Genomic DNA, 25,087 nt, shown 5'->3' with positions numbered 1-25,087 from the left:
ATCGGATACTGTCGCATGAGGTATGATACCAATGAGCAGAAACTACCTGAGGACTGCCCCGGCAGGATGTGTCGCACAGATGGCCGGGTCGTAACCGGCGTCGGACAGCCCGGTCCCGAGCGCGAACACCGTCTCGCCGAGCATGGCCATCGAGGCCTGGCCGCCGACCGCCGTGACGTCCTCGATCGTGCCGACGACGTCCTCGGTCAGGAGCCCCGCCTCGCGGGCGAACGCCCGGGACGCGTACATGAACGACAGCAGCGTCGGTTCCTCGACGACGCGGGAGAGGGCTTCCTTGCCCGCGGCCGTCAACTGCTCCGTGTCACCGGAGAGCACCTCCGAGGTCGACAACTGGCCGAACGTGACGTATTCGACGCGTGCGCGTGCGGGAATCGCGTCGAGTTTGTTGTCCTGCGGGCCGCCGGGTTCGAGTCGGATCGGCACGCCGCCGTGGGCCTGCGCGACCACGTCGCCGAGGCCGGTTCCGGCCTGGACCTCCGCGCCGTGTGCGATCGTCACGAGTTCGTTTCGCGAGAGTTTCCGTTCGAAGACGCGGTTGGCCGCGAGCGCCGTTCCGAGCGCCATCGCCCCCGAGACGCCGAACCCGGACCCGATCGGGAGATCCGACTCGGCCTCGACGCGGGCCGGCGCGTCGAGGGTATCGAGCACCGTCGTCACCGGATCGACGTCGATCGGTTCGCCGTCCAGTACGACCGTCGGCTCCGGGCCCGTCGCGGGTTCGACGGTGACCTCGACCCCGTCCGTGAGCGTCAGTCCCGCGCCGCGGGAACCGGCTTTCGTCGGATCCTCGGCCGGATGTGCACTGAAAAACCCCGTGATGTGTCCCGGGACGAACGCCGTCGCCTCCTCGCGCATTAGCCCCCGTTTGCGCCTCGCCCGATATAACCGTATAGGTTCGCTGCCCGGGTCGGCTCTGGCACACACAGGGCCGTGACTTTTCCCCGCCGATACCGCAATATCAGCGGATGGCGCCCCGGACCGAAACCGACGGCTTCGCCGCGTTCTACAGGCGATACACGAAGACCTGGATGCACGCGGTCGCGACGGCCGGACTCACCGCGTTCGGGACCCTCACCATCGTCCACCGCGGGTTCGTCGTGCTGGCGATCGCCAGTTACGTCGTGCCGCCGATCGCCCTCTATCTCTCGCGAGCGCGCAGTCCCGATGCATCGACCACGGCGGCCGACGACGACTCCCGATCGCCGACCGAGGCCGCACTGGCCGCCCAGTCCGGACCGCGCACGGACCGGGGCACGACGATCGACCGATCCGAACCCGCCACGGTGACGTCCCCGGAGGTCCACTCCCCCGACGGACGCGAGCCACGGTCGCCACCCGTCGGTGAGACGACGGATCGGGAGTCCGGGAACGACGAATCGGAGTCAACAACCGGCGCGAAAGCGCCCGAATCCGGGACCGAACGCCACTGGACGACCGTCGACGTGCCGACCGACGCGGCCCTCGCAGACGTCGCAGTCACCGACGGCGGCGCAGTCGCCGTCGGGGCCGGTGGGGCGGCGCTCGCGACCACCGGCGACGACTGGGACCTGGCACTCGAGGACGGCCCGGGCGCGCAGGGATGGGACCTCCGCGCGGTTGACGCGACGCCCGACGCCGACGTCGCCTGGATAGCCGGCGACGGCGGGGCGGTCGGCCGATTCGAACTCGGATCGGGCCGGCACACGGACTACTCCGCCCCGGCCGATCGAACCGACAACCTGACCGACCTGGCCGTAGCGGGCGCGACGGACGACGAGACGATCCTCCTGACGAACGGGTCGGGCGAGGTGATCCGGGGCCGGTACCGGGACGGAGCGCTCGCGTGGGACGATCCCGTGACGCCTGGCAGCGGCTCCAGCCTGAGCGGGATCGCGCTGGTCGACGACGCGATCGGCTACTGTTGCGACACGAACGACGGCGTCTTTCGGACCGACGACGGCGGACGGACGTTCGATGCGATCGGGATCGACGGGGCCGACGGCACGCTCACGGCCCTCGCTACCGGTTCGGGAGACGCCCTCCACGTCGCCACGGATGCAGGCGTCGTCTACCGATATGACGGGGGCACGTGGACACCCGATCGGGTCACCGACGGCGTACTGACGGCGCTCGCCCGACGCGACGATCGATTCGTCGCGACCGACGACGACGGAGCCGTCTACGACCGCCCCGAACCGTCCGCAGACTGGGAACGGGTCCTCACGGGTGCGAGCGGCCCGCTCCACGGCGTCGCGATCGGACCCGATCGATCGATCGCCGTCGGGGCGGACGGGACCGTGGTCGAACGGCGGTGAACGGCGGGCGAGGACCGGTATCGACTACTATCGGCGATCGAGTCGCCTCGTCCGATCGTTCCCACAAACGGAGAATCAGCCGTCGAAGAACGACGGGTCGTCGCGAGACCTACGGACTGAGTCGCTGCCGGTCCTGCGAGACTCGCTTCGCTCGTCTCGCTGGCTCTCAGGTTCGTCGCCTGTGGCGACAAACGCTGACGATCACGCGGAACGACGCGGAATCGAAGATTCCGCGAGCACCCACTCGACGGTTGCGCCGCCGCCTACGGCGACAGGCGCTGCCGGTCTCGCGGGAACAGCACAGCCTCCCGGATGTTCTCCAGGCCGAGGATCGTCATGATGAGCCGCTCGCCGCCGAGGCCGAAGCCGGCGTGAGGCGGCATCCCGTACTTGAACATCTTCGTGTAGTACTCGAACTGGTCGGGATCGAGGCCCTGCTGTTCGAAGCCCTCGATCAGGTGCTCGTGGCGGTGTTCGCGCTGGCCGCCCGAGACCAGTTCCATGCGCGGGTGCATCAGGTCGAAGCCGGTCGAGAGCTGCTCGTCGTCGTCGTGGTCCTTGATGTAGAACGGCTTGATCTCGCTCGGCCAGTCGGTGATGAAGTAGTGGCCGCCGACGTCCTGTCCGAGCGCCTTCTCGGCTTCCGTCGAAAGGTCGTCGCCCCAGACGAGTTGCTCGTCGAGTTCGCCCGTCGCGTTGATGCGCTCGATCGCCTCCTCGTAGCTGAGGCGGGGGAAGTCGCCCTCAGGAATGTCGAACTCGTCTTCGAGGCCGAGTGCCTCGAGTTCCTCGGTGCAGTTCTCGTTCACGGCTTCGTAGGCGGCCCTGACGATCCCTTCGGCGACGTCCATCGCGTCGCTCTCGTCGCAGAACGCCCCCTCGAAGTCTATCGAGGTCGCCTCGTTCAAGTGCCGGGGCGTGTTGTGCTCTTCCGCGCGGAAGATCGGGCCGATCTCGAAGACCCGCTCCACGTTCGAGCCGGCGATGAGCTGCTTGAACAGCTGCGGCGACTGGTTCATGAACGCCTCCTCGCCGAAGTAGGTGATCGGGAAGAGTTCGGTGCCGCCCTCGGTCCCCGTGGCGACGATCTTCGGCGTCGTGATCTCCGTACAGCGGAACTCGCGGAACCGCTCGCGGACCGCACGCAGGATCTCCGATCGGATCTCAAAGACCGCCTGGACCTCCTCCTTGCGGAGGTCGAGGGTGCGGTTGTCGAGTCGCGTCGAGAGGTCGGCGTCGACCTTCCCCGACGGGTCGAGCGGCAGTTCGGGGTCGGCGGGCGCGACGACCTCGACGTCCTCGGGCGTGATCTCGACGCCCGTCGGCGCGCGGGGTTCCTCCTCGACAGCGCCCGAGACCCGGACGACGCTCTCGCGGGAGACGCCTAGTCCGGTCTCGACGAGGTCCTCGTCCATCTCGTCCTTCTCGAACTTGATCTGGATCTTTCCGGCGGTGTCCCGGAGAATCAGGAAGGCGATCCCGCCGAGGTCTCGGATCTCGTGGACCCAGCCGGCGACCGTCACGTCGTCGCCCGGCTCGGCGTCGGCAGTGTAGGTTCTGTCCTGCATACCTCCCGGTTCACGTAGCCGAAACTTAAGCGCAATCTTTCGTATCCGGAGTAGCCGTTTTCCCGTTGCGAACCGATCGCCGTCGTATGAGCGATCAGGAACGCCTCGCAGCGGCGGTCAGAGGTGCTGAGACGACCATCGCCCTCACCGGTGCCGGCATCTCCGCACCGTCCGGCGTCCCGACCTTCCGCGGCGACGACGGCGTCTGGGAGCACTTCGACGAGGGACAGTTCACTTACGGCCGGTTCCGGACCGATCCCGCGGGCTTCTGGGCCGATCGGCTCGATCTCCATCGGGAGCTGTTCGACGAGGCGTACGAGCCGAATGCGGGTCACGAGGCGCTTGCCGCGCTCGGGCGGGACGGCCACCTCGACGCGATCCTCACGCAGAACACGGACGACCTCCACGAGGATGCGGCGGAGTCCATCACCGACCGACCCGCGGACGAACCCGCCGACAGCGACGGCCCGCCGATCGTCGAACTCCACGGCAACGCCCGGCGGGTTCGCTGTGCCGACTGCGGGAAACGGACCGCCGCGGAACCGATCTTCGAGCGCGTCGCCGACGGCGAGCTCCCGCCGACCTGTGACTGTGGGGGAATCTGCAGACCCGACGTCGTCCTCTTCGGCGAGCGACTCCCCGGTGCCGTCATCCAGCGCGCCCGATCGCTCGCCCGGGAAAGCGACGTCTTCCTCGCGATCGGATCCTCGCTCGTCGTCGAACCCGCCGCGTCGCTCCCGCGACTGGCCGCCTCGACCGGCGCGACCCTCGGGATCGTCACCCTGGAGCCGACGCCGTGTGACGGCGTCGCCGACGTGATCCGTCGGGACGACGTCGTCGAGGTACTCCCGGACCTTCGATCGCTCGTCGAAGCCCCGTAGCGCACGTCACGGGACGACAACCGGTCGGCGACGACTCGACGATCGAGACGGCGGCCGAACACACGGCGCCGGTTTGCGGTATCAGTCCGCTCGATCGGCCGCCGGGACGAGTTCGTGGACGAGGAGTTCCGCACAGATCGCCGGCGGCATCGGTCTGCCCAGCGAGTCACTCGTGTCGATCGAGTGGCCCGTTTCGACGAAGTGTTCGAGCGCGAGTTTCGATCGTTCGCGTTCCGTCGCGGCGTCCTCGACGGCGGCGAACCAGTCGCAGTCGTGGCAGAATTTCATCGAACACCCGTCTAACGTAGCCGCACTGGATAAGAATGACGAACCGACGTCAGTACGCGTCCGGCGTCAGCGACGGCGGCCGAGGGAGTCCTCCTCCGCCAGAATCGTGCCGGTTCCGGGACCTCACGATCGGGGGCGGTCCGGGACGACGTGCTCCTCGATCAGCCGGGCCTGTCCGCGACGCAGTCGCTCGCTGACGGCCTGGTCAGAAATTCCGAGGGCGTCGGCGATAGCCGACAACTCCGTCCCGCGCGGGACCTCGAAGAACCCGTCCTCGTAGGCGACCCGGAGGGCTTCCCGCTGGGACTCCGTCAGCGTCGCCTGCCCGTCGTCCCAGGGTCGATCGGGCCACGGGCCGTCGGCGAGACGGCGGAGTTCGAAGGTCACGTCTTCGGACTGCAGGAACTCGTGGTAGCTGTTGAAGGCGTCCCGATCGGGGAACCGCATCTCGATCTCCCACCGACCGTTCCTGGCGCGTCCGACCAGCAGTTCGCCGCCGACGGCGACCCACTGCCGGTACGCGTCGACGACGCCCGAATCGCTCCGGCGGAACCGGTACAGGAATCGCTCGGTTCCGCCGTCGACCCGTTCGAACTCGTCGATCGTTCCGTCGTCGGCCAGCGCCCGATCGAGTCGGGCGGGATCGTCACACCGGATCCGACAGACGGCGAGCGGCCGATCGGGGTCGATCGCGTACTGTCGCTCGAGGGTGACCTCGAGCGACGGCATCGCCGACAGCGTGGGCCCGAGAACGAGGGCGGGAGAGACCGCCTCGAACTCCGCGAGGAGACTCATGGCACAGTAATTAGCGATGGAGACGCAAAACAGTTTAGGCCGCTGATATTTTTGAGGCGAGGGCCGGAGTGAGACGAACCTCAGGCGTCGTTGGCGGCCTCGACCGTCTGCCGAACGGCCTCGACGCCCTCGTCGTGTGCGAGGTCGCCGACGACGACGACGTCGGCGTGCTGGGCCATCGCGTACGCCGAGTCGTAATCGCGGATGCCGCCGCCGTAGAACAGCGTCGCCTCGTCGACGGCCTCGCCCGCGGCCGCGACGACGTCCACGTCACCGTAGGTCCCGGAGTACTCGACGTAGACGATCTCCTGGCCGAACATCCGCTCGGCGACCGTCGCGTAGGCCGCGACGTCGTCGGCCTCGAGGTCGCAGTTCGCCTCCGTCAGTTCCGCGACGTCGGCCTCGGGGTTCATGACGATGTAGGCCTCGAGCGTCGTTCGTTCCCAGTCGAGATCCTCGTCGAGTCGAACCCACTCCTTGTGGGCCTCGGTGATCCAGAACGGCGAGCCGGCGTTGAACACCGTCGGTACCAGATACCCCTTCAGGGCGTCGTTGTCGACGACGACGCTCGGGTTCGAGGGTTCCTGGTACAGCGGGACGTCGTGTTCCGCGCAGGCCTCGATGACGGCGGTCATGTTCTCCTCGGTCATCCCCATCGTACCGCCGACCTCGATCGCGTCGGTCCCGGTCGCACAGAGGTCGCCGTAGGTGATCCCGTCCGGAAGTTCCTTGTCGGGATCGAGTTTGAGAATGTGGTTCCAGTCGTCCCAGGGCGCAGTCATACCCCCCCGTTTCCGGACAACCAGCAAAAACGCTACGGAACGGCCACCAGATGGCAGACCAGGTAGACTGACTGACACGATTCGTCGTCGCGTTACCCTTCGGCGATCCAGACCATCTCCTGGCTCGGGTCCTCGAGCGAGTCGTATTCGAAGCCCCCGTAGACCTCCCACGACGAGAACGGCGAACACCGGAAGAGCAGGTCGAACTCGGACTTCGAGAGCAGTTTCAACTCGTCGCTGCTGTCGACGATCCGGTTGCCGTCGGCGTCGGAGATCACCGTCCGGATCCGAGCGGTCCCCTCGACTTCGTCGGCCAGTTCAGTGACGGTCCGCCGCCTGTAGCGATCGCCATCGATCTCGAGGTCGTCTTCGACCCACTCGCCGTACTGCTCGCAGATCACCTCGAAGCTCGGGACGAACGCGTTGAGCGCGAGTCGACCGTCCGGACCGAGCGCGTCGTGGATGCGTTCGAGGGCGTCGAGCTGTTCGTCGACCTCGGTCAGGTGGAGGAACGCGCGGAAGGGGACGATCACCAGCGCGTACTCCCGGTTCGCGTCGAACGCGGTGACGTCGGCCTCCCGGACGGACGGGTCGAGTCCCGACTCGGCGGCCTTCTCGCGGAGCCGGTCGAGCGACTCGCTCGAGACGTCGATTCCGTCGGCGTCGACGCCCGCACGGAGCAACTCGAGGTAGATCCGACCGGTGCCACAGCCCACCTCGAGGACCCGGCCGTCCACCCTGTGAGCCAGATCGCGGTAGAACGCCACGTCGTCTGCCTCCTGGTCGTGAACGGCGTCGTAGAACGCCGCGAGGTCATCGAAGTAGTCGCCGGGATCCATACGCGTATTCGACGCCGGGGCGTGTGAAATACGTGATCGTGGTGTGGGAAGCGGTGACTAGACTCGGTCGAGGAACGCGTCGAACGATTCCGTTGCCCGCTCGTAGGGTTCGGACGTCGTCACCGCAATATCGAGCCGGTCGAAACACTCAAGGACCGGTTCGCTCCCGGTGTTTCGGAGGAACGAGCGGTACGCCTCTGGTTCGAGCGTTCCGGAGCCGATCGTGGACGACGAGTGCACCCGTCGCCCCGAGCACGTACTGGTAACTGCTGTAGGGCTCGCGCAGTCCGTTGCCGAACCAGGTTCGTCCGTCCCAGTCGCCGGTGTCGACGACCGGGCAGAACTCCCCCCGAACCGTCGTGTACTCCTCGCGCATCCGCGCCGGAGAGAGTTCGTCACCGGCCTCGACGGCGGTCGCCAGCCGATGGACGAACGCCGAGTCCATCGCCTGGTCGTAGAAGTTTCCCCCGATACACTCGAGATACCGGTTCCGAGCGTGGGTCGCGAGCGCACCACCTTCCTCGAGGCAGTGGTCGACGAGAAGGAGTTCGTGGAGGATCGAGGGAATCTCGGAAATCGGCGTCGGACAGGTCGCGTACCGCGTCGGCCCCTCGCGGTGGAACGCGACGTTGAGCGCGTGGCCGAGTTCGTGGCAGACGAAGAACATCGTCCGGACGTCCTCGCGATAGTTCGCGAGGACGAATGCCCCGTCCGCCGCCGAGGATGGACAGTACGCGGGGATGTCCGTCCGCTTGTCCTGCGTCGGGAAGACGTCGATCCGCCGCCCCTCGAGGAACGATCGCGCCCGATCGACGTACGCCTCGCCGAGCGGAGCGAGCGCCGCGAGGATGTGGTCGATCGCATCTTCGTACGGAATCTCCGGGGCGGGCGGGTCGGCGATCGACACCTCGCGGTCCCAGGGCCGAAGCGTATCCACGCCGAGTCGCTCGCGACGCAGTTCCTGAGCACGGTGGTACGGTTCGAGGCTCGCCCGGATCGTCTCGAGGTGCGTGTCGTGGACCCGCGTCGGGAGCGACGGTTCCAGCCCCGATTCGGGGTACGTGCCGCGGAGGTCGCGATCCCGGATCGAGTCGTAGCCGCGGAGTCCGCCTCGGTCGCCGCCAGGCGTTGCTTTCGTCGATGGCACTCCTCGATCAGGGCGAGCAGGTCGCGAAGGTCGCCGCTCGAGCGAAGGGGGCGGTCTGAACGGGACTCGAGCGCCTCGAGTCGGTCTCGCAGCGTCTCCGCTGCGTCGTCCCACTCGGCGGGTGTCTCGAAGATGCGGGTCAGGTCGAATCTATACTGATCGTCGACAGCGTCTCGTGACGGTAGACTCATACGTTGCTGGTCGGTGTCGGCATGCGGTCGAACGCGATACGGCGGCTTGACTGGACGACGGAAGCGCGGAGCCAGTCGAGAGAGAACTTAGTTGGTCATCGGACGTCTACCGTTGGCGATTAGTCATCCGTCCTGCACAAAAGTGTGCCGATTACCCAACGTATCCGAACGGCGTCGCGTCGGATTTCGAGAGCGAGCCAGTACGGGGAGCGCTCCCTCGAGCGAGTCGGGAGGGCTCAGATCCCCTTGCTCATGAGATGGCTACGGAGCACGTCCGCTTCCTTGTTCCCGGTCCCCGTGTTGAGAATTACGATCGTCTCGTCGCCGTCGAACCCGCCGCGATCGGCGAGTTCCAGCGCGCCGCTGACCGCCGCCGCGCACGTCGGGGCCATCTCGAGGCCCTCCCGCTGGGCGACCTGGACCGCGGCCTCGAGGATGTCCGGGTCGTCGGTCGCGACCGCGCCGCCGTCGGTCTCGCGGATCGCCTCGAGGATCCACGGACTCGCCCCGGGGTCGGGAATTTCGATCCCGCCGCAGATTGTGTCCGGGTTCTCGACCGGTTCGTGCTCGTCGCGATCGGACTCGACGGCCTCGACGATCGGCGCACAGCCCGACGCTTGGGCCGCGTAGAAGGCGGGGAGGTCGTCGGTCAGCCCGAGATCCTGGAACTCCACGGCGGCCTTGTACATCCCCACGAGGCCGACGCCGCCGCCCGTCGGGTAACAGATCGCGTCGGGGACCTCCCAGTCGAGTTGTTCGACGACTTCGTAGTACATCGTCTTCTTGCCCTCGTGCCGGTAGGGGGTGACGAACGTCTGAAGCGGGTACCAGTCGTCGTGCTCGTCGAGGGCCTCCTCGTACGCCGCGGCGGCGTCGCCGATCCGGCCGCCGACGACGTTCATGTCGCCGCCGTGGACGTTGACCATCGCCTTGTTCGTAAAGCCCGATCGGGCGGGGAGGTAGACGTGCGAGTCGAGGCCGGCGCGCCCGGCGTACGCCGAAGCGGCCTGTCCCGCGTTCCCCGCGGAGGCGAGCGTGACGTCCGACGCGCCGTGCTGGCTGGCCGCGGTCACGGCCACCGTCTGGCCGCGATCCTTGAACGTCCCCGTCGGATTTCGCCCCTCGTCCTTGAGCAGGACTCGATCGACCCCGAGGTCGTCGGCCAGTCGCGGGCAGTCGACCAGCGGCGTCGTCCCCTCGTCCATCGTCACCGCCGACTCGCGGGTGAACGGGAGCAGTTCCTCGTAGCGCCACAGCGAGTCGAACGGCCGCGACGCGAGCGTCTCCCGATCGAGGTCGATCGCGTCGTAGTCGTAGGCCGGGTCGAGGATGCCGTCACAGTCGGGACACCGGTGCGTGGTCTCGTCGGCGTCGAACGCACGCCCGCAGTCACGACACTCGAGGCCGGTGAAGGCGGCTGTCGTCTCCATACACGAGTGTTTGCGGCCCGAGACTATAGTAGCCACTGGAACGATTTACACACCAATCGCAGGACGGCTTTGCGATCGGGTGTACAGTGACTTCCAGTGGCTACTATAATGGCTGTCCATCGTAGATTCGGACAACCGCACCGCTCGGGTGTCGAGGACAGCGAGAGAAGATGCGCTCGATCGTTCAGTTGTCGCCGGACTTCGACTGCCACTCGTAGTCGCGACGTTTGGCGGACTTGCCGAAGCCACACGACGAGCAGACCTTCTTTTTGGTGTGGTAGGATTTCTCTCCGCAGCGACGACACTTGGTGTGGGTCGTCTTGTTCTTCTTTCCTTGGCTCGGGGTTCCTGCACCAGTCATGGAGTGATCGAGACGACGTTATCGCCGCGTATAATCGTTGTGTCTTCGACCGGCGCTTCCTCCTCCACGCCGCCGTCGATCGGAATCGTCACGTCTTCCAGGACGAGATTCATGTGCTGATCGTAGCCCGCGAGATCGCCGATGTACTCGTCACCGCTCTTGAGTCGTACTGCGACGCGTTCGCCGAGCGACGCCTCGAGGACGTCCAGCGGTCGTCCACTCATACGAAAGACCGCAGGTGATGGACACTTAATCGTACCGGTCCAGCGGCCGAACTGCAGTCGTCTACAGCCAACCAAACGGCTAAGTACACGCTCGTTGACTCCTCGGCCATGGGCGACAAGAAGTTCACCTTCATCGAGTTGCATCTTGACGGCGACACCCAGTTCGGCCCCAAGGCGATCGACAGCGCCCTCCCGATCGGCGAGAGCGGGACGGACGAGGAGGTCGAATCGGAGTCCGACGAGGACGAGGCCGCCGTTACCGACGAGGAGTCCGGTGGCAAGGGTGCGATCGGCGCGGTGATCGCCCTCGTCGTCCTGGTCGGCATCGCCATCGCCGCGAAGAAGTTCGCCGGCGACGACGAGGCGGAAGAACAGGAGTTCGAGGAGGAACCGGACGTCATCGTCAGCTGATACGGTCTGCTGTGACGGGTTACCGGTGCAAGCGCGACCGCCCTGCGGCTGCACCGGAAACGCCGTACGGCAGTCCGGACGACGCCGGTCCGAACGAGCCGAACGCTTTTGCGTCCGCCTCCCGTACCCGTATTCGTGAATCTCTATCGCAGCGCCCGGGCCGTTGCCGGGGCGTCCGGTACCGACGCGATCGACTGGCGGTCGGCCGCCGATGCGGCCAAGGCCGCGACGGAGGCCGGTTCGCTCGACCTCGAACCCGGCGAGCGCGAGGGGTACGCACGCGACGTCCGCGACGCCCGCACCGCGGTCCGATCGATCTCCGGCGTCGACTTCGACGTCCCCGACACCGTCGAGATCCAGAACCGCCACCACTGGATCGACGCCAACGTCGCGACGTTCGAACGCGTGATGGGGGCCCTCGAGACCCACACCGAGACGTTCCCCGGCGTCGCCCGGACGATCAACACCGGGACGATGACCGTCCTGCTCTCCTTTCTCGGGCGAAACGTCCTCGGACAGTACGACCCGCTGTTGCTCGCCGAACGGCCGGCAGACGAGCACGCGCTGTACTTCGTCCGGCCGAACATCCGCAAGGTGGCCGACATGCTGGAGGTCGACCCCGATCGGTTCCGGCGCTGGATCGCCTTCCACGAGGTGACCCACGCCGCCGAGTTCGGGGCCGCCCCGTGGCTCTCGACGCACCTCGAGAACCGGATGGAGGACGGCATCGCGGCGCTGTCGGACGGCTCGTTCGACCGGGAGGCGTTCCGGGACCTCGACGCGGCGATGACCGTCGTCGAGGGCTACGCGGAACTGCTGATGGACCACGCCTTCGACGACGAGTACGAGGACCTGCGCCGGAAACTCGACGCGCGCCGGCAGGGCCGCGGACCGCTCCAGAAACTGTTCCGGCGGCTGCTGGGGCTGGGCCTCAAACAGCGCCAGTACGAACGCGGGAAGAACTTCTTCGAGCACGTCGTCGCCGTCCGCGACATCGAGACGGCGAGTCTGGTCTGGGACCACCCGGAGAACCTCCCGACCCACGACGAACTCGATACGCCGGGGCTGTGGCTCCAGCGCGTCGAGCGCTGACGCTCCGTCACAGGGCGACGACATCCGTCACCCCGATCGGCACGGCCGGCGTTACGAGAGGATCCAGTACAGGTACCACGTCAACGCACTCCCGATGACGAGACTTCCCAGCACGGCGGCCGCGACGACGGCCAGCGACCCACCGCCCTGTATCGCGATCATCCCGCCCGAGAGGCCGATAAGGAGGACGAACCCGATCGCCAGCCGCGTCGACGACGACGTCAACCCGGTCGGTTTCGACGGGTCACGACCCGAACTGCGTCTCATAGCTCGTGCGGGGTGCTGACGTGCATCGAGGCGAACAGCCAGTCCGGCCGATCGTCGCCGGCGTCCCCAGTCGTTGCATCCGCTGTCCTCGACTCGCCGGTCGCGACCGACGTCGATCCATCCGCTTCGTCCCGCCTGACCAGCGTCCCGCTCCAGCGCGTCTCGAAGTCGTACTCCTCGCCACTCGTCGTATCGGTCCAGGCCATCCTGACGTCGTCGGCGAACGTGGCGTTCGCACCCCGATCGGCGACGACGAGTCGCGAACTCTCGACGGTCCAGTCGCCGGTCGTCTCGGTCTGTTCCTGCAGGGCCTCGCGCACCTCGTCGAACCCGAACAGGGCCTCGCTGACGCCGAACTTGACCGTCGACTCGCTCTCGAGGAAGTACGGTGACAGCGGGTTCCCTCGCCGGAGCGCCGTGTAATAGTCGCGGACGACGGCCTCGGCAGTGTCGCTCATTCCTACCGTGAGTGTCGGAGTCCGCTCCCAAAGGCCCATCGGACGCAAGCGCAGGGCGTCCTCACATGAAGCCGCGATCGACCTCGTCGGTCTCGATGAGGTCGTCGAGTTCCGCGTCCAGCAGTTCGTCGGCCTCCTCGAACCGATCGGCGAGGTCGTCGAGTTCGTTCGGTCGATCGTACTGGTCGTACTCCATCGGACCGAACGCGGGACTCTCGAGCGCTTCCATCACGTCGTCGAAGAGATCCTGGGGCCGGGTCGGGGCGTCGGAGTGCGTCTCGAGGACGGTCTCGAGACGCTTCGAGACGGTCTCGGCGTGGTCCTCGTCCTCCGGGGGCGACTGGACGGCGAACCGGCCGCCGGACTCCTCCCGGGGCATGAACGACCCGATCTCGTCGTCGAGTTTCCGGGCGACTTGCGTGCCGACACCGCGAACCTCGAAGGGGTTCTTCGCGTAGGTCTTCAGGAAAAAGACCCCAGCGCGGGGATGCGCGAGGTACATGTCTTCGCCGACGCCGCCGGCACGGTCACCGGCGACGGCCCGCCAGTCCTCGGGGTCTCCATCCCGCTCGGTGACGTCTTCGAGGATGTCCTGCCACTCGCGAATCCGCATACGTAGTCGTTGTGAGGCTGGCGGAATTAACGTATCGGTTGGAACGAATTCGAACGGATACTCCAGGGGGATTACAGAACGGACAGGCGAACGCCTGCGGCTGAAGCCGTGGGACGAGAGCAAGGACGCCAACTGAACCAAAAAGGATACGATGGTGGACTCGACAGGACGTGTAACCGACGCTTGTCCATGTCAGCCAGCCGGATTTCCTCGATCGTCTCACTGTTTCGTGCCGATCCGACGACGAGTTCGCTGCTCCTGTTCGGTCCGCTGTCACTGGCCGCTGGTCAACTGCTCAACAGTTACGTAAACGGCGTCCCGCCGATCGTCTCCGTCGCCTTCGCCGTCGCGATGGTGGCGTTCGCGGTCGTTGCCACCGGCCATCACGCTGCCGAACACCGCCGTCGAACGCTCGAGTCCGAGTTCGGACCTGCGAACTGACCAGTCCGTATCAGGGTGCTCCCGGTTCAGGTTCGGTCGCGACCGCCCGGGCCTCGCGTGCCTCGTAGGCGTTGTAACCGGCCAGTCCCGCGATCAGCAGCCCGGTAACCAGCGTACTCCAGAACGCGCCGGTTCCCATCCCGAGCAGTGCCGGTGCGACGATCAACCAGATTCCAAGCAGCGCGACCAGCGCGGCGACGCCGACGCTGAGCGGCACGTCGTTGGTGAGTCGGTAGTAGTTGTAGCCGGCGGCGAGGAAGACGACGGTTCCGACGAGGAGGTTGTTCCAGAGCGTCGCCGCCGCGACGTCGTAGATGAGGACCGACACGGCGACCCACGCGCCGAGGACGGCCACGATCAGGCTGACCAGCGACGTCTTGCGCCGCCGCTCTTCGCTCGCGATCTGCGTCGACTCGTCGCGGTGATCGCGTCCCGGATCGTCGCGATCGCCGACGCCGGTACCGGAGTCGACGTCGGTCCCCGTGTTCGTCGCCCGGTCGTCGGTCACGTCGGTGGACGTTTCTGTGCGTCGCTCGTCGCGATTCGAGTCACTCATGCAGCGGGCGCTACGCCGCGTGCGCTCAAAAGCCGTATCGACCGTTGCACCGGACCTGATCGTTCCGGACGGGGTAATCCGGGGTTACTACGCGTCGGTCGCGCGACCCCGTCTCCCGTCGACGACCGATAGCGTTTTTGACTGCTCGCCCGTGACGAGTAGCCGTGCACGTACGCGGAACCGTCGCGGGCGAGGTCGAGGTTCGATCGGTGTCGACCCAGTACGGCGAGAGCGACCTCGCCGAAGTCCCGTTACTCGTGGACGACGCAGGGCCCGATCGAGCGGCGGGACGGGCCCCTCCCGACGGCGGTCACGACCCCACGACGGTCACCCTCTGGAACAAGTGGACCGAGTCCGCGGAGTTGCTCGAACCGGGGATGGAACTCCTGGTGACCGACGCCAAAGAAGAGGAGTACAGGGGCGAATCCCAGTACGCGACGACGGGTGACTCCTACGTCGTGGTCGAGCCCAGTTTCCTCGTCAACGTGACGGCGATCCGGAACTGGGTCGAGTGTCCCCGGCTCTACTACCTGAACAAGCTGTCGGGAGTGCCGCTGAACTACCCCGTCGTGAAAGGGACGATCGTCCACGAGGTGTTCGGCGACCTGCTCCGCGGTCGGGACCTCGAGGAGTCGATCGACGCCCGCGTCGAGGAACACGGCCTCGATCTCGGCTTGCTGGGCGAACCGGCCGACGCCGTCGCCGAGGAGGTCCGCGAGAACGCCGCCGCGATCGAGGGGTGGCTCGAGCAGGGTCGGCTCACGGAGGAAGACAGCTGGCGGTCCGAACAGTTGCTCATCAGCGAGACGTTCGGCATCCGGGGGCGGGCCGACGCCATCCGGCGGGGCGCGCCGGTCGAACTCAAGACCGGCAAGAACCTCAAAAAGGACCCTCGGTTCAAGGACAAGGTGCAGGCCGCTTGCTACGCGCTCTTGCTCGAGGAACACGGCGGGGACGTCGACACCGGCACGTTGCTGTACACGAAGAACTCGGCGCTCGATCGCAACGAGGAGACCGGCGACCTCACGCCGGCCAAGGAGTTCTCGATGGGCGACGGCCTCCTGAAGTTCGTCGTCCGCCTGCGAAACGAGATCGCGGCGATGGAGATCGCGGGCGACGTCCCGACCGGCTACGAGGGCGACGCGAAGTGCGAGTACTGTTTCGAACAGGACACCTGTATGGTCGTCTCGGGTCGACTCGATCAGGAGTCGAAGGCCGGTCAGATCGGCCAGCCCCTGCCCGCCGAGGAGCGCGACTACTTCGATCGATTCTACCGCGCGATCGAGGAGGAGCGCCGCCAGGTCCACCGCGAGTACGCCAAACTCTGGGAGCAAGACGCCCAGGAGCGGGCCGACGACGATCGCGCGCTGATCGACCTCCAGTTCGAGGCGAAACGCGAACTCGACGGCGGACGCTGGGAACTCCGGGCCCGCCGGGAGGGCGGTGCGACCTCGAAGCTTCGCGAGGGCGACCTCGTGCTGGCCAGCGACGGTCACCCGGTCCGGGGCCAGTCGGAACTGGCTCGCATCGAACGGCTGGACGAGGACGAGGTCGTCCTGACCGCCGACGAAGCCGTCGAAGTCACGCGCCTCGACGTCTACCCCTCCGAACTCACGACCGATCGGCTCCTCGTCGCGCTCCACGACTGCCTGCTGAAGGGCGACGATCGGCGCAAGGACGTCCTGTTCGGGCGGACTGCTCCCGAATTTGATCGGATCGACGAGACGTTCATCGACAACAACGACGCGCAGAACGAGGCCGTGACGAAGGCGGTGGGCGCGCGCGACTGCGCGCTGATCCACGGCCCGCCGGGCACCGGGAAGACCTACACGATCGCTCGCGCCATCCGCGCGATGGTCGAGCGCGGCGAACGCGTCCTGCTGTCGGCCTTTACGAACCGTGCGGTCGACAACGCGCTGGAGGCGCTGCTCGAACAGCTAGCGGACGTGATCGATCGGGACCGGATCGTCCGCGTCGGCTCCGAGAGCGGCGTTCGCGAAGACATGGAACCCTACCGGCTCGAACAGGCGGGCGATCCGGAGGACCGCGTCGCGAAGTTGCAGGACGCACAGGTCGTCGCCGCGACCACCGCGACCTGCGGGTCGCGGGTGATGAAAGAACAGGCATTCGACGTCGCGCTGGTCGACGAGGCCGGCCAGCTTACCGAACCCGGTACGTACGCGGCGATCAACCTCGCCGATCGGTTCGTGCTCGTCGGCGACCACGAGCAGTTGCCGCCGGTCGTGCGGGCCGAGAACGACCTCACGGAGTCGCTGTTCGAGCGACTGGTCGACCTGCATCCCGACGCCGGGGTGATGCTCGATCGGCAGTACCGGATGAACCAGCGCATCCAGGCGTTCGCGTCGACGGAGTTCTACGACGGGAACCTCCGGCCGGCCGAACCGGGGGTGGCCGCGCGGACGCTGGACGACCTCGCGGGCGTCTCCCGCGAGGACCTCCCCGTCGAACTGCGAGATCCCGTCACGTTCGTCGACGTCGAGGGCGATCCCAGCCGGTACACGGACAGCGAGGAGGCGGCCCGCATCGCCGACCTGATCGAGCGCTACGAGGCGGCCGGCCTCGAGCGATCGTCGATCGGCGTCATCGCGCCATTCCGGGCGCAAGTGTCGGAGATTTCGAGCCACGTTCCCGCGGACGTCGCCGTCGACACGGTCGATCGCTTCCAGGGGTCGAGCCAGGAGGTGATCGTCGTCTCCTTCACCGCGACGGGTCGGCTCGAGGGGCCGATCTTCGAGGACTACCGGCGGATCAACGTCGCGCTCACCCGGCCCAAGCGCGCGCTGGTGCTGGTGGGTGACTCGCAGGCGCTCGCATCCGACCCCGTCTACGAGCGGATGCTCGAGTGGGCAAGGCGGTGATCGGGATGCTCGAACAGAGCAAGCGGTGAGCGGAATCGAGGGCGACACAGGCGCAACCGCATGCGCAACTTCGATCGGCCGGGCGACGTCGCCGATCGACCGATACGTTTTCCTTCCGGACGTCGCATTCTCGACCCGAATGCGATTCGAAGCGGAGAGCGCCGCGATCAGGGAGGCCTTCCCCGAGGCGTGGGTCGACCTGGCCGTCGCCGTCACGGAGTTCGGCGGCGCGGCGGTCCTGATGATCGTCCTCGCCGTACTGTACTGGCTCACGCGCCGCCGCGAGACGGCGCTCGTCGTCAGCTACGCGGTCGCCGGCGTCGGCTTCATCCTCGTTCTCAAGACGCTCGTCGGACTCCCGCGACCGCCGGAAGACGTCTACCTGATCGCCTATGACGGCGATCCGTACGGCTTTCCCAGCGGCCACGCGTTCGCGGCATCGCTCGTCTACGGCGGCCTGTTGCTCGCCTTCGATCGGTCCCGGGACCCCGTCGCAATCGCCGCCACGGGCGTCGTGATCGCACTCGTCTCGCTCTCGCGGGTCGTCCTCGGCGTCCACTACCTCGGTGACGTGATCGTCGGCGCGCTGGTCGGTCTGGGCTTTTTGCTCGCCGTCCACGCGATCGTCGACGGCGAGCCACGACGGGGGTTCGCACTCGGTGTCGTCCTCGGGGTTCCTGCCGTTCTCGTCACCGGCGGTGACCCCGACGCCCTGGTCGCGCTCGGCGGGAGCCTCGGCGGTATGCTGGCCTCGACGCGCCTCGGGTCGCTTCCCGACCTTCGATCGCGCCTGGAAGGCGGCGTGCTCGTCGCCGTCGGAGGTGGGGCTATCGGCCTCGGGGTCGCCCTCGAATCGATCGTCGGCGCGCTCTTTTCGAGCCTCCTCGCCTCCGCGACGATCGTCGCCGTCAACGCCGCCCTCTTCGTCGCCATCCTACTGGCACCCGCCGCGGTCGGCCGCCTCGCGATCGGTCCCCTCGACGCCTCGCGCTGATCGGCGAGAGCGGGACTTTTTCCACTGGCCGACGAAGGCCACCCATGGAACTCCCGCTGGGCGACGGGACGATCGAGCCACGCCTCGATCACTGTGACGTGACGATCGCCGACCCGCCGGGCGGCGACACCGTCGAGGTCCGGGCGGCCGCCGAGCGCGCGCTCGACGAACCGCTGGGCCCGTCGCTGTCGGCCCGTGTCGATCCGGCGGACGAGGTCGCGATCGTCGTCACCGACGTCACCCGTACCGCACCCGACGACGTGTTGCTGGACGTCTTGCTCGATCGGCTGGCGTCGATCGGGGTCGATCGAGACCGGGTGACGGTCGTGATCGGCCTCGGACTCCACCGGCCGATGACCGAGGAAGAGATCGAAGCGATGCTCGGCCTGCACGCCGATCTGGCGGTCAATCACGACCCCGAGTCGGTCGTGGAGGTCGGGACGGTCGGCGAGGACGACGTCCCGGTCGAAATCGGCACCCCCGTCGCGAACGCCGACGCGGTGCTCTCGACCGGCGTCGTCGAACCCCACCAGTACGCCGGCTTCAGCGGCGGCGCGAAGACGGTCGCGATCGGTGCGGGGAGCGAGTCACTGATCAGGTACACGCACGGCCCCGAGATGCTGGCCCGCGACGGCGTTCGACTCGGCCGCGTCGATGGGAACCCCTTCCGCGAGACGATCGACGCGGCCGGCGATCTGGTCGGTCTCGACTTCTCGCTCAACCTCACGCACGGCCCGGCAGGCGTGCTCGGCGTCCGCGCCGGTGAGGGGCGGCGGGTCGTGCGCGAACTCACGTCGATCGGCCGCGAGGCGCTCTCGGTCCCGATCGATCGCGATTTCGACGCGGTCGTCTGCGGCGTCGGTGCGCCGAAGGACGCCACCCTCTACCAGGCGACGCGGGGCGCGACCTACGTAGCGCTGGGCGATCGGAATCCGCTCCGCGAAAGTGGCCGACTCGTCGTCCCCGCCGCGCTTCCCGAAGGGGCCGGCGACGGGACGGGAGAGCAACGGTTCTCCCGGCGACTGCGCGAAGCAGACGACGCCGAGTCGCTCTACGAGGACATGCGCGAGGGGTACGAACCCGGCGCCCAGCGGGCGTTCGTCGTGGCACGCGTCCTCCGGGAGCACGATCTCTACGTGACGAACAGCGACGCGCCGGCGATCGTCGAGGAGCGTCTCATGCACGCCGAAGACGACGTGGCGGACGCGATCGACCCCGGGAGCGATGTCCTTGTCGTGCCGGACGCGCTGAACACGTTGCTCGTCGACGCGACCTGAGCCCTACGCCGAGGAGTAGTTCACCTTGCCCTCGTCCTCGCTCATCCGCACCCAGTAGATCCGGGTGTACGGCAGGTGGATGAAGCTCTCGTCCTCGAGTTTGATCCGGAGGCCCTGGACCTTTCCGGAGTCGGTGATGTTCCCGGCGTCGACCGTCTCCTCGGCCGTTCCGTCCGGCCGCTCGTACGCGATCGTCGCCATACAGCTAGCGATCGCTCTACGTCAATAAGTGGCAGGCAGGCGCATTCGGGCGTCGTCGTCCGTTTTCGTCGCGGGAGGCGACGGGGACTATAGTAGCAACTGAAAGTCAATGTACACCTGATCGCAGGACGGCTGTGCGATCAGTGTGTGAATCGTTTCAGTTGCTACTATAGCGTCGGCGGATCGGCCCGATCGCGGCCGAGGCTATTTCCATCCGGCCGCGGAGACGGGACGTATGGTCAGCTACGAACGACGGGGCCCTGTCGCGGTGATCTCCATCGATCGACCCGGGGCGAAACACGCGATCGATCGCGAGACGGCGATCGAACTCGGCGACGCCTGGCGGCGGTTCGACGACGACGAGCACGCGCTCGTCGGCGTGTTGACCGGCGACGAGGAGACGTTCTCGGCCGGGGCCGACCTGAAGGAGATGGACCTGGAAGACGGTGACGACGGGTGGCTCGGCTTCACCCGGATGCAGGTCGCAAAGCCGACGATCGCGGCCGTCGAGGGCCACTGCGTCGCCGGCGGTCTCGAGATGGCGCTGTGGTGTGACCTCCGGGTCGCCGGCGAGGGGGCGACGTTCGGCTGTTTCGAGCGGCGGTTCGGCGTCCCGCTGGTCGACGGCGGGACCCAGCGACTCCCGCGGATCGTCGGCCAGGGCCGGGCCCTCGAGATGATCCTCACCGGGAGGCCCGTCGACGCGGCCGAAGCGCGGGAGTGGGGGCTGGTCAACCGGGTCGTCGACGACGGCGCGGCCCTCGAGACGGCGATCGAACTCGGCGAGCGGATCGCGGCGTTCCCCCAGACGACCGTGCGAACGGACCGGGCGGCGCTGTACGAGGGGCTCGGCGAACCGATCGGGAAGGGGCTACAGATCGAGGCCTGGCACGGCCGTCGCGCGCTCGAGACGGCGTTCGAGGGCGCCGATCGCTTCGCGGCCGGCGAGGGCCGTCACGGCGACGGGATCGACGACCCCGTCGAGAGACACCGCGAGAGGGGGCGCGACGCCGACGATCGTCGGGACGAGAAGAACGGGTAGCTCGCGGTGTTGCTGGCGGGGATTTACTGCCGTCGGCGTGGTGGAATCGCTATGCTCGACCGCGTTCGACGACACGGGGCCCCCGTCGCCGTCTGGATCGTCGTCATCATCGCACTCGTCTCGATCGCGACCGGCATCCTCTCGATCCCGACCGAACCGTCCGTCGACGCGACCGGTACGCTCGGTGCGATCCAGGCCGTTGCCGAGTTCAGCGGAACCGTCCTCGGGTTCACGCTACTGGTCTCCGCCTGGGGAATGCGCCGCGGGTTCAGGATCGCCTACGTCGGCGCGACGGTCCTCGTCGCGCTGGCGGCCGTCCACGGCGTCGCCCAGTTCCGGCCGCTGTCGATCCCGCTGATCGTCACCGCGACCGGCGGTTTCGTCGTTCTCCTGGTCACGAGCGATCGGTTCACGCGATCGAGCGCGCTGACGCCGACGCAACTCGGGAGCCTGGTGACGATCGTCGGCGTCTTCTGTTACGGCACAGTCGGCGCCTACGCGCTGCGCGGCGAGTTCGACGAACTCCACACCGTCGCCGACGCCGTCTACTTCACCCTCGTAACCGCGACCACGGTCGGCTACGGCGACGTGCACGCGGCGAGCGAGGGCGCTCGCCTGTTCGCGGCCTCGCTGGTCCTGCTCGGGCCGGCGACGGTCGCCGTCGCGGCCGGGAGCCTGTTCGGGCCGATGCTCGATCGCCGCCTCTCGCGGACCGGGCGGGGGGTAGCGATCGCCGCCGATCGGAACGCCCCCAGAATCGTCGTCCTCGGTTACGACGAGCGGGCCGCGCCCATCCTCGACGCGCTCGTCGCGCAGTCGACGTCGATCACCGTCGTGACGAGCGACGACGAGGCGGTCGCGACCCTCGAGGATCGCGACGTCGACGTGACGGTCGGCGATCCGACCGACGGAGCCACGCTCGATCGGGCGGGAATCGACGACGCCGACGTCGTCCTCGCCGCGACGAGCGACGCCGCCGGGAACAGCTACGCCGTACTGACCGCACGGAACGCCACGGACGCCCGGATCGTCGCCGTCGCGGACCGCGAGGCGATCGGCGCGCTCGAACGGGCCGGGGCGGACGTCGTCCTCGCGCCCGAACAGGTCCTCGCGAACGCGACGATCGAGGCGGCGCTCGGGTCGCCCGCTCGTCAGTCGGCCGCGTCTGCCGCAGCCCAGAGCGGGTAGAGGTCGTCCTCAACCGGGCCGACGATCGACTCCCCGTCGAGGACGAGTTCCGGCTCTCCAGCCCGGACGGTGCCGATCTCCGCGGCCTCGATGCCGGCGTCCGTGAGGTCGTCGATCGCCGCCCCGACCGACGCCTCCGGGACGGTCGCGAGCAGGGCCCCGGAGCCGAAGATGCGGAGCGGATCGACCTCCGCCGCCTCGCAGAGTCGCTCCGTTTCGGGCCGGATCGGGACGGCCTTCCGCTCCACTTCGAGACGAACGTTCGAGGTGCGTGCGAGTTCGACGAGTCCGGCCGCGACGCCGCCCTCCGTGGGATCGTGCATCCCCGTCGCGTACTCGCGGACGACGCGCGCGTCCGGCACGATGCTGATCTCGTCGAGGAATGCCTCCGCTCGCTCGCGGATCGCCGCGTCGACGTCGAGGTCGTCCCCGAAGTCGGCCGCGAGGATCGCCGTCCCCTCGATACCGGCGGCCTTGGTCAGGAGGATCCGATCGCCGGGTTCGGCGCCACCGGTCGGCACGAACGCGTCGGTCGCGCCCATCGCCGTCAGCGAGAGCAGCGGCCGATCGAGTTGATCGACGTACTCCGTGTGACCACCGACGATCGAGGCGCCGACCTCGCGGGCGGCCGCGTCCAGGTCGTCGGTGATCGTCTCGAGCGGCGCGTCCGCGTCCGGGAGCAGGATGACGACCGTGAGCCACCGGGGATCGGCACCCGAGGCGGCGACGTCGTTGCAGGCGACGGCAACGCCCAGCGTCCCGACCCCCTCCGCCGCGAGCGAGATCGGATCCGAACTGACGACGAGCGTGTCCGATCCGTCCCCCGGCCAGTCGATCGCGGCGGCGTCCTCGCCGTAGGCTGGCCCCAGTCGAACCGTCTCGTCGTCCGCGGCGCTTCCCGTCCGATCGAACACGTGCGCGAGCAAGTCGTCCGGGCCGACCTTCCCAGGCATACGACGAACTGGGACGATCTGGGGTTTGTAGCTGTCGGAGGCGATCGTCGAAGAATGGGGCCGGGAACCCGGCGTCAGGAAGCGTCCGGAGCCAGCGCGTCCATCGTCGCCTCGATCTCGGCTTCGTCGGCACCGCGCGGGAAGCTGACGGCGATCGCGTCGATCCCGTCGACGGCCTCGTACCGTTCGAGCGCCTCGCGAGCGGTCTCGGGATCGCCCGCGGCACAGAGGTCGTCGAGCAGGTCGTCGGTCAGCAGGTTGAGCGCGCGCTCGCGATCGCCTTCCTGCCAGGCGTCGTGAATCTCGGCGGCCTCGTCGTACCCCTGCCGGACGAGCGCGTCGCGGTAGAACGTGCCCATCCCGCCGACGTAGAAGGCGGCGTGCTGGCGCGCGAGGTCGCGGGCGCGATCGGCGTCGTCGAGCGCACAGCAGGTGACGCCGGCGGTGACGGTCACGTCGTCGGGATCCCGATCGCCGAGTTCGGCGCCGCGCTCGATGTCGTCGAGGCGCTCCACGACGCCGTCGGGGGTGAGCATGATCCCGTGCCAGCCGTCGGCGAACCGACCGGCGAGTTCGACGGCTTTCGGCCCCATCCCCGTGACCTCGATCGGCGGGGTGGGATCGGGCGGATCACACCGGAGTCGAAAGCCCGACAGCGAGAAGTCGTCGCCGTCGTACTCGACGCGCTCGCCCGAGAGCACCTGCCGAACGATCTCGACCGTCTCGCGGGTCCGCCTGAGCGGGTTGCCGTACTCCAGTCCGTGCCAGTTCTCGATCACGACCGGGCCGCTCGGGCCGAGGCCGAGACGGAACCGATCGTCAGAGACCTCCTGGAGCGTCGCGGCCGTCTGTCCCAGGAGGGCCGGCGATCGCGAGTACGTGTTGACGATGCTCGATCCGATCGCGATCGCGTCGGTCCGCTCGGCCATCGCCGTCAGGACGGTGACGGCGTCCCGACCCCACGTCTCGGGGAGCCACGCGCAGTCGTAGCCGCCCGCTTCGGCCCGCCGGGCGTACGCGACCAGCGAGTCGACCGTCGGCTGGGCCGCGACCGGGAGGTGGACGTCTCGATCGGTCATACCTCGGGCGACTCCTCGATCCGGGGCACGCCCTGCGCGGTGACGGTTTCGCCGACCATGTAGGAGGACGCGGGGCTCGCGAGGAACTGTGCGAGGTCCGCGATCTCGTCGACGGTCCCCATCCGACGCTCGACCTCGGTCCGATCGACCTCGTCGGCCGAGATGCCCATCTGGCTCTCGACGCCCTCGGTCGCGACGAACCCGGGCGCGATGCAGTTGACCCGGACGCCGTCCCCGGCCCACTCGTAGGAGAGCGTCGTCGTGAGGTTGACGACGGCCGCCTTGGCCGCGCCGTAGTGGCTCATGTACGGCGACCCCTGCGTGCCGGCGACGCTCGCGAAGTTGATCACGGCGCCGCCACCGTCTTTGAGGTGTTCCTCGGCGGCCTGCAGGCAGTTGTACGTGCCGTGGAGGTTGATGTCGACGATCGTCTTCCAGCCGTTCTCCGAGATGTCGTCGAAGCCCGCCATGAACGACGCGCCGGCGTTGTTGACCAGGACGTCGAGGCCGCCGAACTCCTCGACGGTCGCCTCGACGAGCGCGTCGACCGCCTCGCGGTCGGTCACGTCGCACTCTATCGCCAGCGCCTCTCCGGGACGATCGCTCTCCGTTATGCGATCGGCGACGGGATCGACGTTCTCCTGCTCGCGCGAGCAGATGACGACGTCGACGCCGTCGTCGGCGAACGTCTCCGCGATTCCCTCGCCGATGCCGCTGGAGGCGCCGGTCACGATTGCGACGTCGCCGTCGACGCCGAACTGGTCGGTACTCACGCGCGATCACCCGGAACCGGGACTGTTGTTACCATTGTTAGC

28 protein-coding genes are annotated in these 25,087 nt (G+C 67.8%); 10 read left to right on the top strand and 18 right to left on the bottom strand.

From position 1 onward, the window contains the following. Window positions 1-42 precede the first annotated feature (42 nt). A complete protein-coding gene (locus tag AC6I6X_RS01315) occupies window positions 43-876 on the bottom strand; it encodes a pantoate kinase (RefSeq protein ID WP_497928715.1) in 834 nt (277 codons plus the stop codon). Between the two features lie 110 nt (window positions 877-986). Between AC6I6X_RS01315 and AC6I6X_RS01310 the strand changes: the two genes are divergently transcribed. Then, complete coding sequence (locus AC6I6X_RS01310) at window positions 987-2,315, top strand: WD40/YVTN/BNR-like repeat-containing protein (RefSeq protein WP_497928714.1); 1,329 nt, start codon at window positions 987-989, stop codon at window positions 2,313-2,315. 263 nt (window positions 2,316-2,578) lie between these two features. On the opposite strand, the gene aspS is transcribed toward AC6I6X_RS01310, so the two are convergent. Beyond that, a complete protein-coding gene (gene aspS / locus AC6I6X_RS01305) occupies window positions 2,579-3,883 on the bottom strand; it encodes an aspartate--tRNA(Asn) ligase (protein ID WP_497928713.1) in 1,305 nt (434 codons plus the stop codon). An 86-nt stretch (window positions 3,884-3,969) separates the two neighbouring features. Here aspS and AC6I6X_RS01300 point away from each other — a divergent pair, with 86 nt between their 5' ends. Next, window positions 3,970-4,764, top strand: coding sequence for an SIR2 family NAD-dependent protein deacylase (locus tag AC6I6X_RS01300; RefSeq protein WP_497928712.1), 795 nt, complete (start codon window positions 3,970-3,972; stop codon window positions 4,762-4,764). Between the two features lie 81 nt (window positions 4,765-4,845). On the opposite strand, the gene AC6I6X_RS01295 is transcribed toward AC6I6X_RS01300, so the two are convergent. The 8 genes from AC6I6X_RS01295 to AC6I6X_RS01260 form a co-directional block, all read right to left on the bottom strand. Beyond that, window positions 4,846-5,052, bottom strand: a complete 207-nt coding sequence (locus AC6I6X_RS01295; protein ID WP_497928711.1) for a hypothetical protein — start codon at window positions 5,050-5,052, stop codon at window positions 4,846-4,848. Between the two features lie 123 nt (window positions 5,053-5,175). Further along, window positions 5,176-5,847, bottom strand: a complete 672-nt coding sequence (locus tag AC6I6X_RS01290) for a helix-turn-helix domain-containing protein (RefSeq protein WP_497928710.1) — start codon at window positions 5,845-5,847, stop codon at window positions 5,176-5,178. Window positions 5,848-5,927: 80 nt separating this feature from the next. After that, window positions 5,928-6,629: a phosphoglycerol geranylgeranyltransferase gene (locus AC6I6X_RS01285; RefSeq protein ID WP_497928709.1), complete on the bottom strand. Its 702-nt coding sequence runs from the start codon at window positions 6,627-6,629 to the stop codon at window positions 5,928-5,930. Between the two features lie 92 nt (window positions 6,630-6,721). Continuing rightward, window positions 6,722-7,468 (bottom strand): class I SAM-dependent methyltransferase, encoded by a 747-nt coding sequence (locus AC6I6X_RS01280; protein WP_497928708.1) that lies wholly within the window; start codon window positions 7,466-7,468, stop codon window positions 6,722-6,724. Window positions 7,469-7,616: 148 nt separating this feature from the next. Next, the gene (locus AC6I6X_RS01275; protein ID WP_497928707.1) at window positions 7,617-8,615 is read right to left on the bottom strand and encodes a M3 family metallopeptidase; all 999 of its coding nucleotides are present in this window, start codon (window positions 8,613-8,615) and stop codon (window positions 7,617-7,619) included. A 427-nt stretch (window positions 8,616-9,042) separates the two neighbouring features. Then, window positions 9,043-10,236 carry a threonine synthase gene (locus AC6I6X_RS01270; protein WP_497928706.1) on the bottom strand — a complete coding sequence of 398 codons (1,194 nt, stop codon included), beginning with the start codon at window positions 10,234-10,236 and terminating at the stop codon, window positions 9,043-9,045. 184 nt (window positions 10,237-10,420) lie between these two features. Then, window positions 10,421-10,597: a 50S ribosomal protein L37e gene (locus tag AC6I6X_RS01265; protein ID WP_250139943.1), complete on the bottom strand. Its 177-nt coding sequence runs from the start codon at window positions 10,595-10,597 to the stop codon at window positions 10,421-10,423. Next, window positions 10,594-10,821, bottom strand: coding sequence for an LSM domain-containing protein (locus tag AC6I6X_RS01260; protein ID WP_497928705.1), 228 nt, complete (start codon window positions 10,819-10,821; stop codon window positions 10,594-10,596). The genes AC6I6X_RS01265 and AC6I6X_RS01260 overlap by 4 nt, the downstream gene beginning before the upstream one ends. A 108-nt stretch (window positions 10,822-10,929) precedes the next feature. Here AC6I6X_RS01260 and AC6I6X_RS01255 point away from each other — a divergent pair, with 108 nt between their 5' ends. Next, window positions 10,930-11,232, top strand: coding sequence for a hypothetical protein (locus AC6I6X_RS01255; RefSeq protein WP_497928704.1), 303 nt, complete (start codon window positions 10,930-10,932; stop codon window positions 11,230-11,232). Between the two features lie 135 nt (window positions 11,233-11,367). Continuing rightward, on the top strand, window positions 11,368-12,324 hold the full coding sequence (locus tag AC6I6X_RS01250; protein ID WP_497928703.1) for a zinc-dependent metalloprotease: 957 nt from the start codon (window positions 11,368-11,370) through the stop codon (window positions 12,322-12,324). A gap of 51 nt (window positions 12,325-12,375) precedes the next feature. Here AC6I6X_RS01250 and AC6I6X_RS01245 read toward each other — a convergent pair whose 3' ends face one another. From AC6I6X_RS01245 to AC6I6X_RS01235, 3 genes are all read right to left on the bottom strand, one after another. Further along, window positions 12,376-12,591 (bottom strand): DUF8527 family protein, encoded by a 216-nt coding sequence (locus tag AC6I6X_RS01245; RefSeq protein ID WP_497928702.1) that lies wholly within the window; start codon window positions 12,589-12,591, stop codon window positions 12,376-12,378. Next, window positions 12,588-13,049 (bottom strand): nuclear transport factor 2 family protein, encoded by a 462-nt coding sequence (locus AC6I6X_RS01240; protein WP_497928701.1) that lies wholly within the window; start codon window positions 13,047-13,049, stop codon window positions 12,588-12,590. The genes AC6I6X_RS01245 and AC6I6X_RS01240 overlap by 4 nt, the downstream gene beginning before the upstream one ends. Before the next feature lie 61 nt (window positions 13,050-13,110). After that, window positions 13,111-13,662, bottom strand: a complete 552-nt coding sequence (locus AC6I6X_RS01235) for a hypothetical protein (RefSeq protein ID WP_497928700.1) — start codon at window positions 13,660-13,662, stop codon at window positions 13,111-13,113. Window positions 13,663-13,851: 189 nt separating this feature from the next. Here AC6I6X_RS01235 and AC6I6X_RS01230 point away from each other — a divergent pair, with 189 nt between their 5' ends. Then, window positions 13,852-14,103: a hypothetical protein gene (locus AC6I6X_RS01230; RefSeq protein WP_497928699.1), complete on the top strand. Its 252-nt coding sequence runs from the start codon at window positions 13,852-13,854 to the stop codon at window positions 14,101-14,103. Window positions 14,104-14,113: 10 nt separating this feature from the next. Here AC6I6X_RS01230 and AC6I6X_RS01225 read toward each other — a convergent pair whose 3' ends face one another. Beyond that, window positions 14,114-14,659, bottom strand: a complete 546-nt coding sequence (locus tag AC6I6X_RS01225) for an SPW repeat protein (RefSeq protein WP_497928698.1) — start codon at window positions 14,657-14,659, stop codon at window positions 14,114-14,116. A 164-nt stretch (window positions 14,660-14,823) separates the two neighbouring features. Between AC6I6X_RS01225 and AC6I6X_RS01220 the strand changes: the two genes are divergently transcribed. From AC6I6X_RS01220 to AC6I6X_RS01210, 3 genes are all read left to right on the top strand, one after another. Continuing rightward, window positions 14,824-17,538, top strand: coding sequence for an AAA domain-containing protein (locus tag AC6I6X_RS01220; protein WP_497928697.1), 2,715 nt, complete (start codon window positions 14,824-14,826; stop codon window positions 17,536-17,538). Between the two features lie 139 nt (window positions 17,539-17,677). Then, entirely contained in the window at window positions 17,678-18,532 is an 855-nt protein-coding gene (locus AC6I6X_RS01215) for a phosphatase PAP2 family protein (protein WP_497928696.1), read from the top strand. 44 nt (window positions 18,533-18,576) lie between these two features. After that, window positions 18,577-19,809, top strand: a complete 1,233-nt coding sequence (locus AC6I6X_RS01210) for a lactate racemase domain-containing protein (protein WP_497928695.1) — start codon at window positions 18,577-18,579, stop codon at window positions 19,807-19,809. Window positions 19,810-19,812: 3 nt separating this feature from the next. On the opposite strand, the gene AC6I6X_RS01205 is transcribed toward AC6I6X_RS01210, so the two are convergent. Continuing rightward, on the bottom strand, window positions 19,813-20,010 hold the full coding sequence (locus AC6I6X_RS01205; protein ID WP_497928694.1) for a hypothetical protein: 198 nt from the start codon (window positions 20,008-20,010) through the stop codon (window positions 19,813-19,815). 235 nt (window positions 20,011-20,245) lie between these two features. On the opposite strand from AC6I6X_RS01205, the gene AC6I6X_RS01200 reads away from it, so the two are divergent. Both AC6I6X_RS01200 and AC6I6X_RS01195 read left to right on the top strand, forming a co-directional pair. Then, complete coding sequence (locus tag AC6I6X_RS01200) at window positions 20,246-21,052, top strand: crotonase/enoyl-CoA hydratase family protein (RefSeq protein ID WP_497928693.1); 807 nt, start codon at window positions 20,246-20,248, stop codon at window positions 21,050-21,052. A 51-nt stretch (window positions 21,053-21,103) separates the two neighbouring features. Then, complete coding sequence (locus AC6I6X_RS01195; RefSeq protein WP_497928692.1) at window positions 21,104-22,240, top strand: NAD-binding protein; 1,137 nt, start codon at window positions 21,104-21,106, stop codon at window positions 22,238-22,240. Here AC6I6X_RS01195 and AC6I6X_RS01190 read toward each other — a convergent pair. The 3 genes from AC6I6X_RS01190 to AC6I6X_RS01180 form a co-directional block, all read right to left on the bottom strand. Then, window positions 22,204-23,193, bottom strand: a complete 990-nt coding sequence (locus AC6I6X_RS01190) for an AIR synthase family protein (RefSeq protein WP_497928691.1) — start codon at window positions 23,191-23,193, stop codon at window positions 22,204-22,206. The two genes, AC6I6X_RS01195 and AC6I6X_RS01190, sit on opposite strands and share 37 nt — an antisense overlap. 74 nt (window positions 23,194-23,267) lie before the next feature. Then, a complete protein-coding gene (locus AC6I6X_RS01185) occupies window positions 23,268-24,272 on the bottom strand; it encodes a TIGR04024 family LLM class F420-dependent oxidoreductase (RefSeq protein WP_497928690.1) in 1,005 nt (334 codons plus the stop codon). Then, window positions 24,269-25,045: an SDR family NAD(P)-dependent oxidoreductase gene (locus AC6I6X_RS01180; RefSeq protein WP_497928689.1), complete on the bottom strand. Its 777-nt coding sequence runs from the start codon at window positions 25,043-25,045 to the stop codon at window positions 24,269-24,271. Before AC6I6X_RS01180 ends, AC6I6X_RS01185 begins: the two co-directional genes overlap by 4 nt. Window positions 25,046-25,087 lie beyond the last annotated feature (42 nt).

This window comes from Halosolutus sp. YCN4, assembly GCF_059736495.1.
Note: the sequence above shows the minus strand (reverse complement) of the source record. Positions and strands in the feature narration are given on the sequence as shown.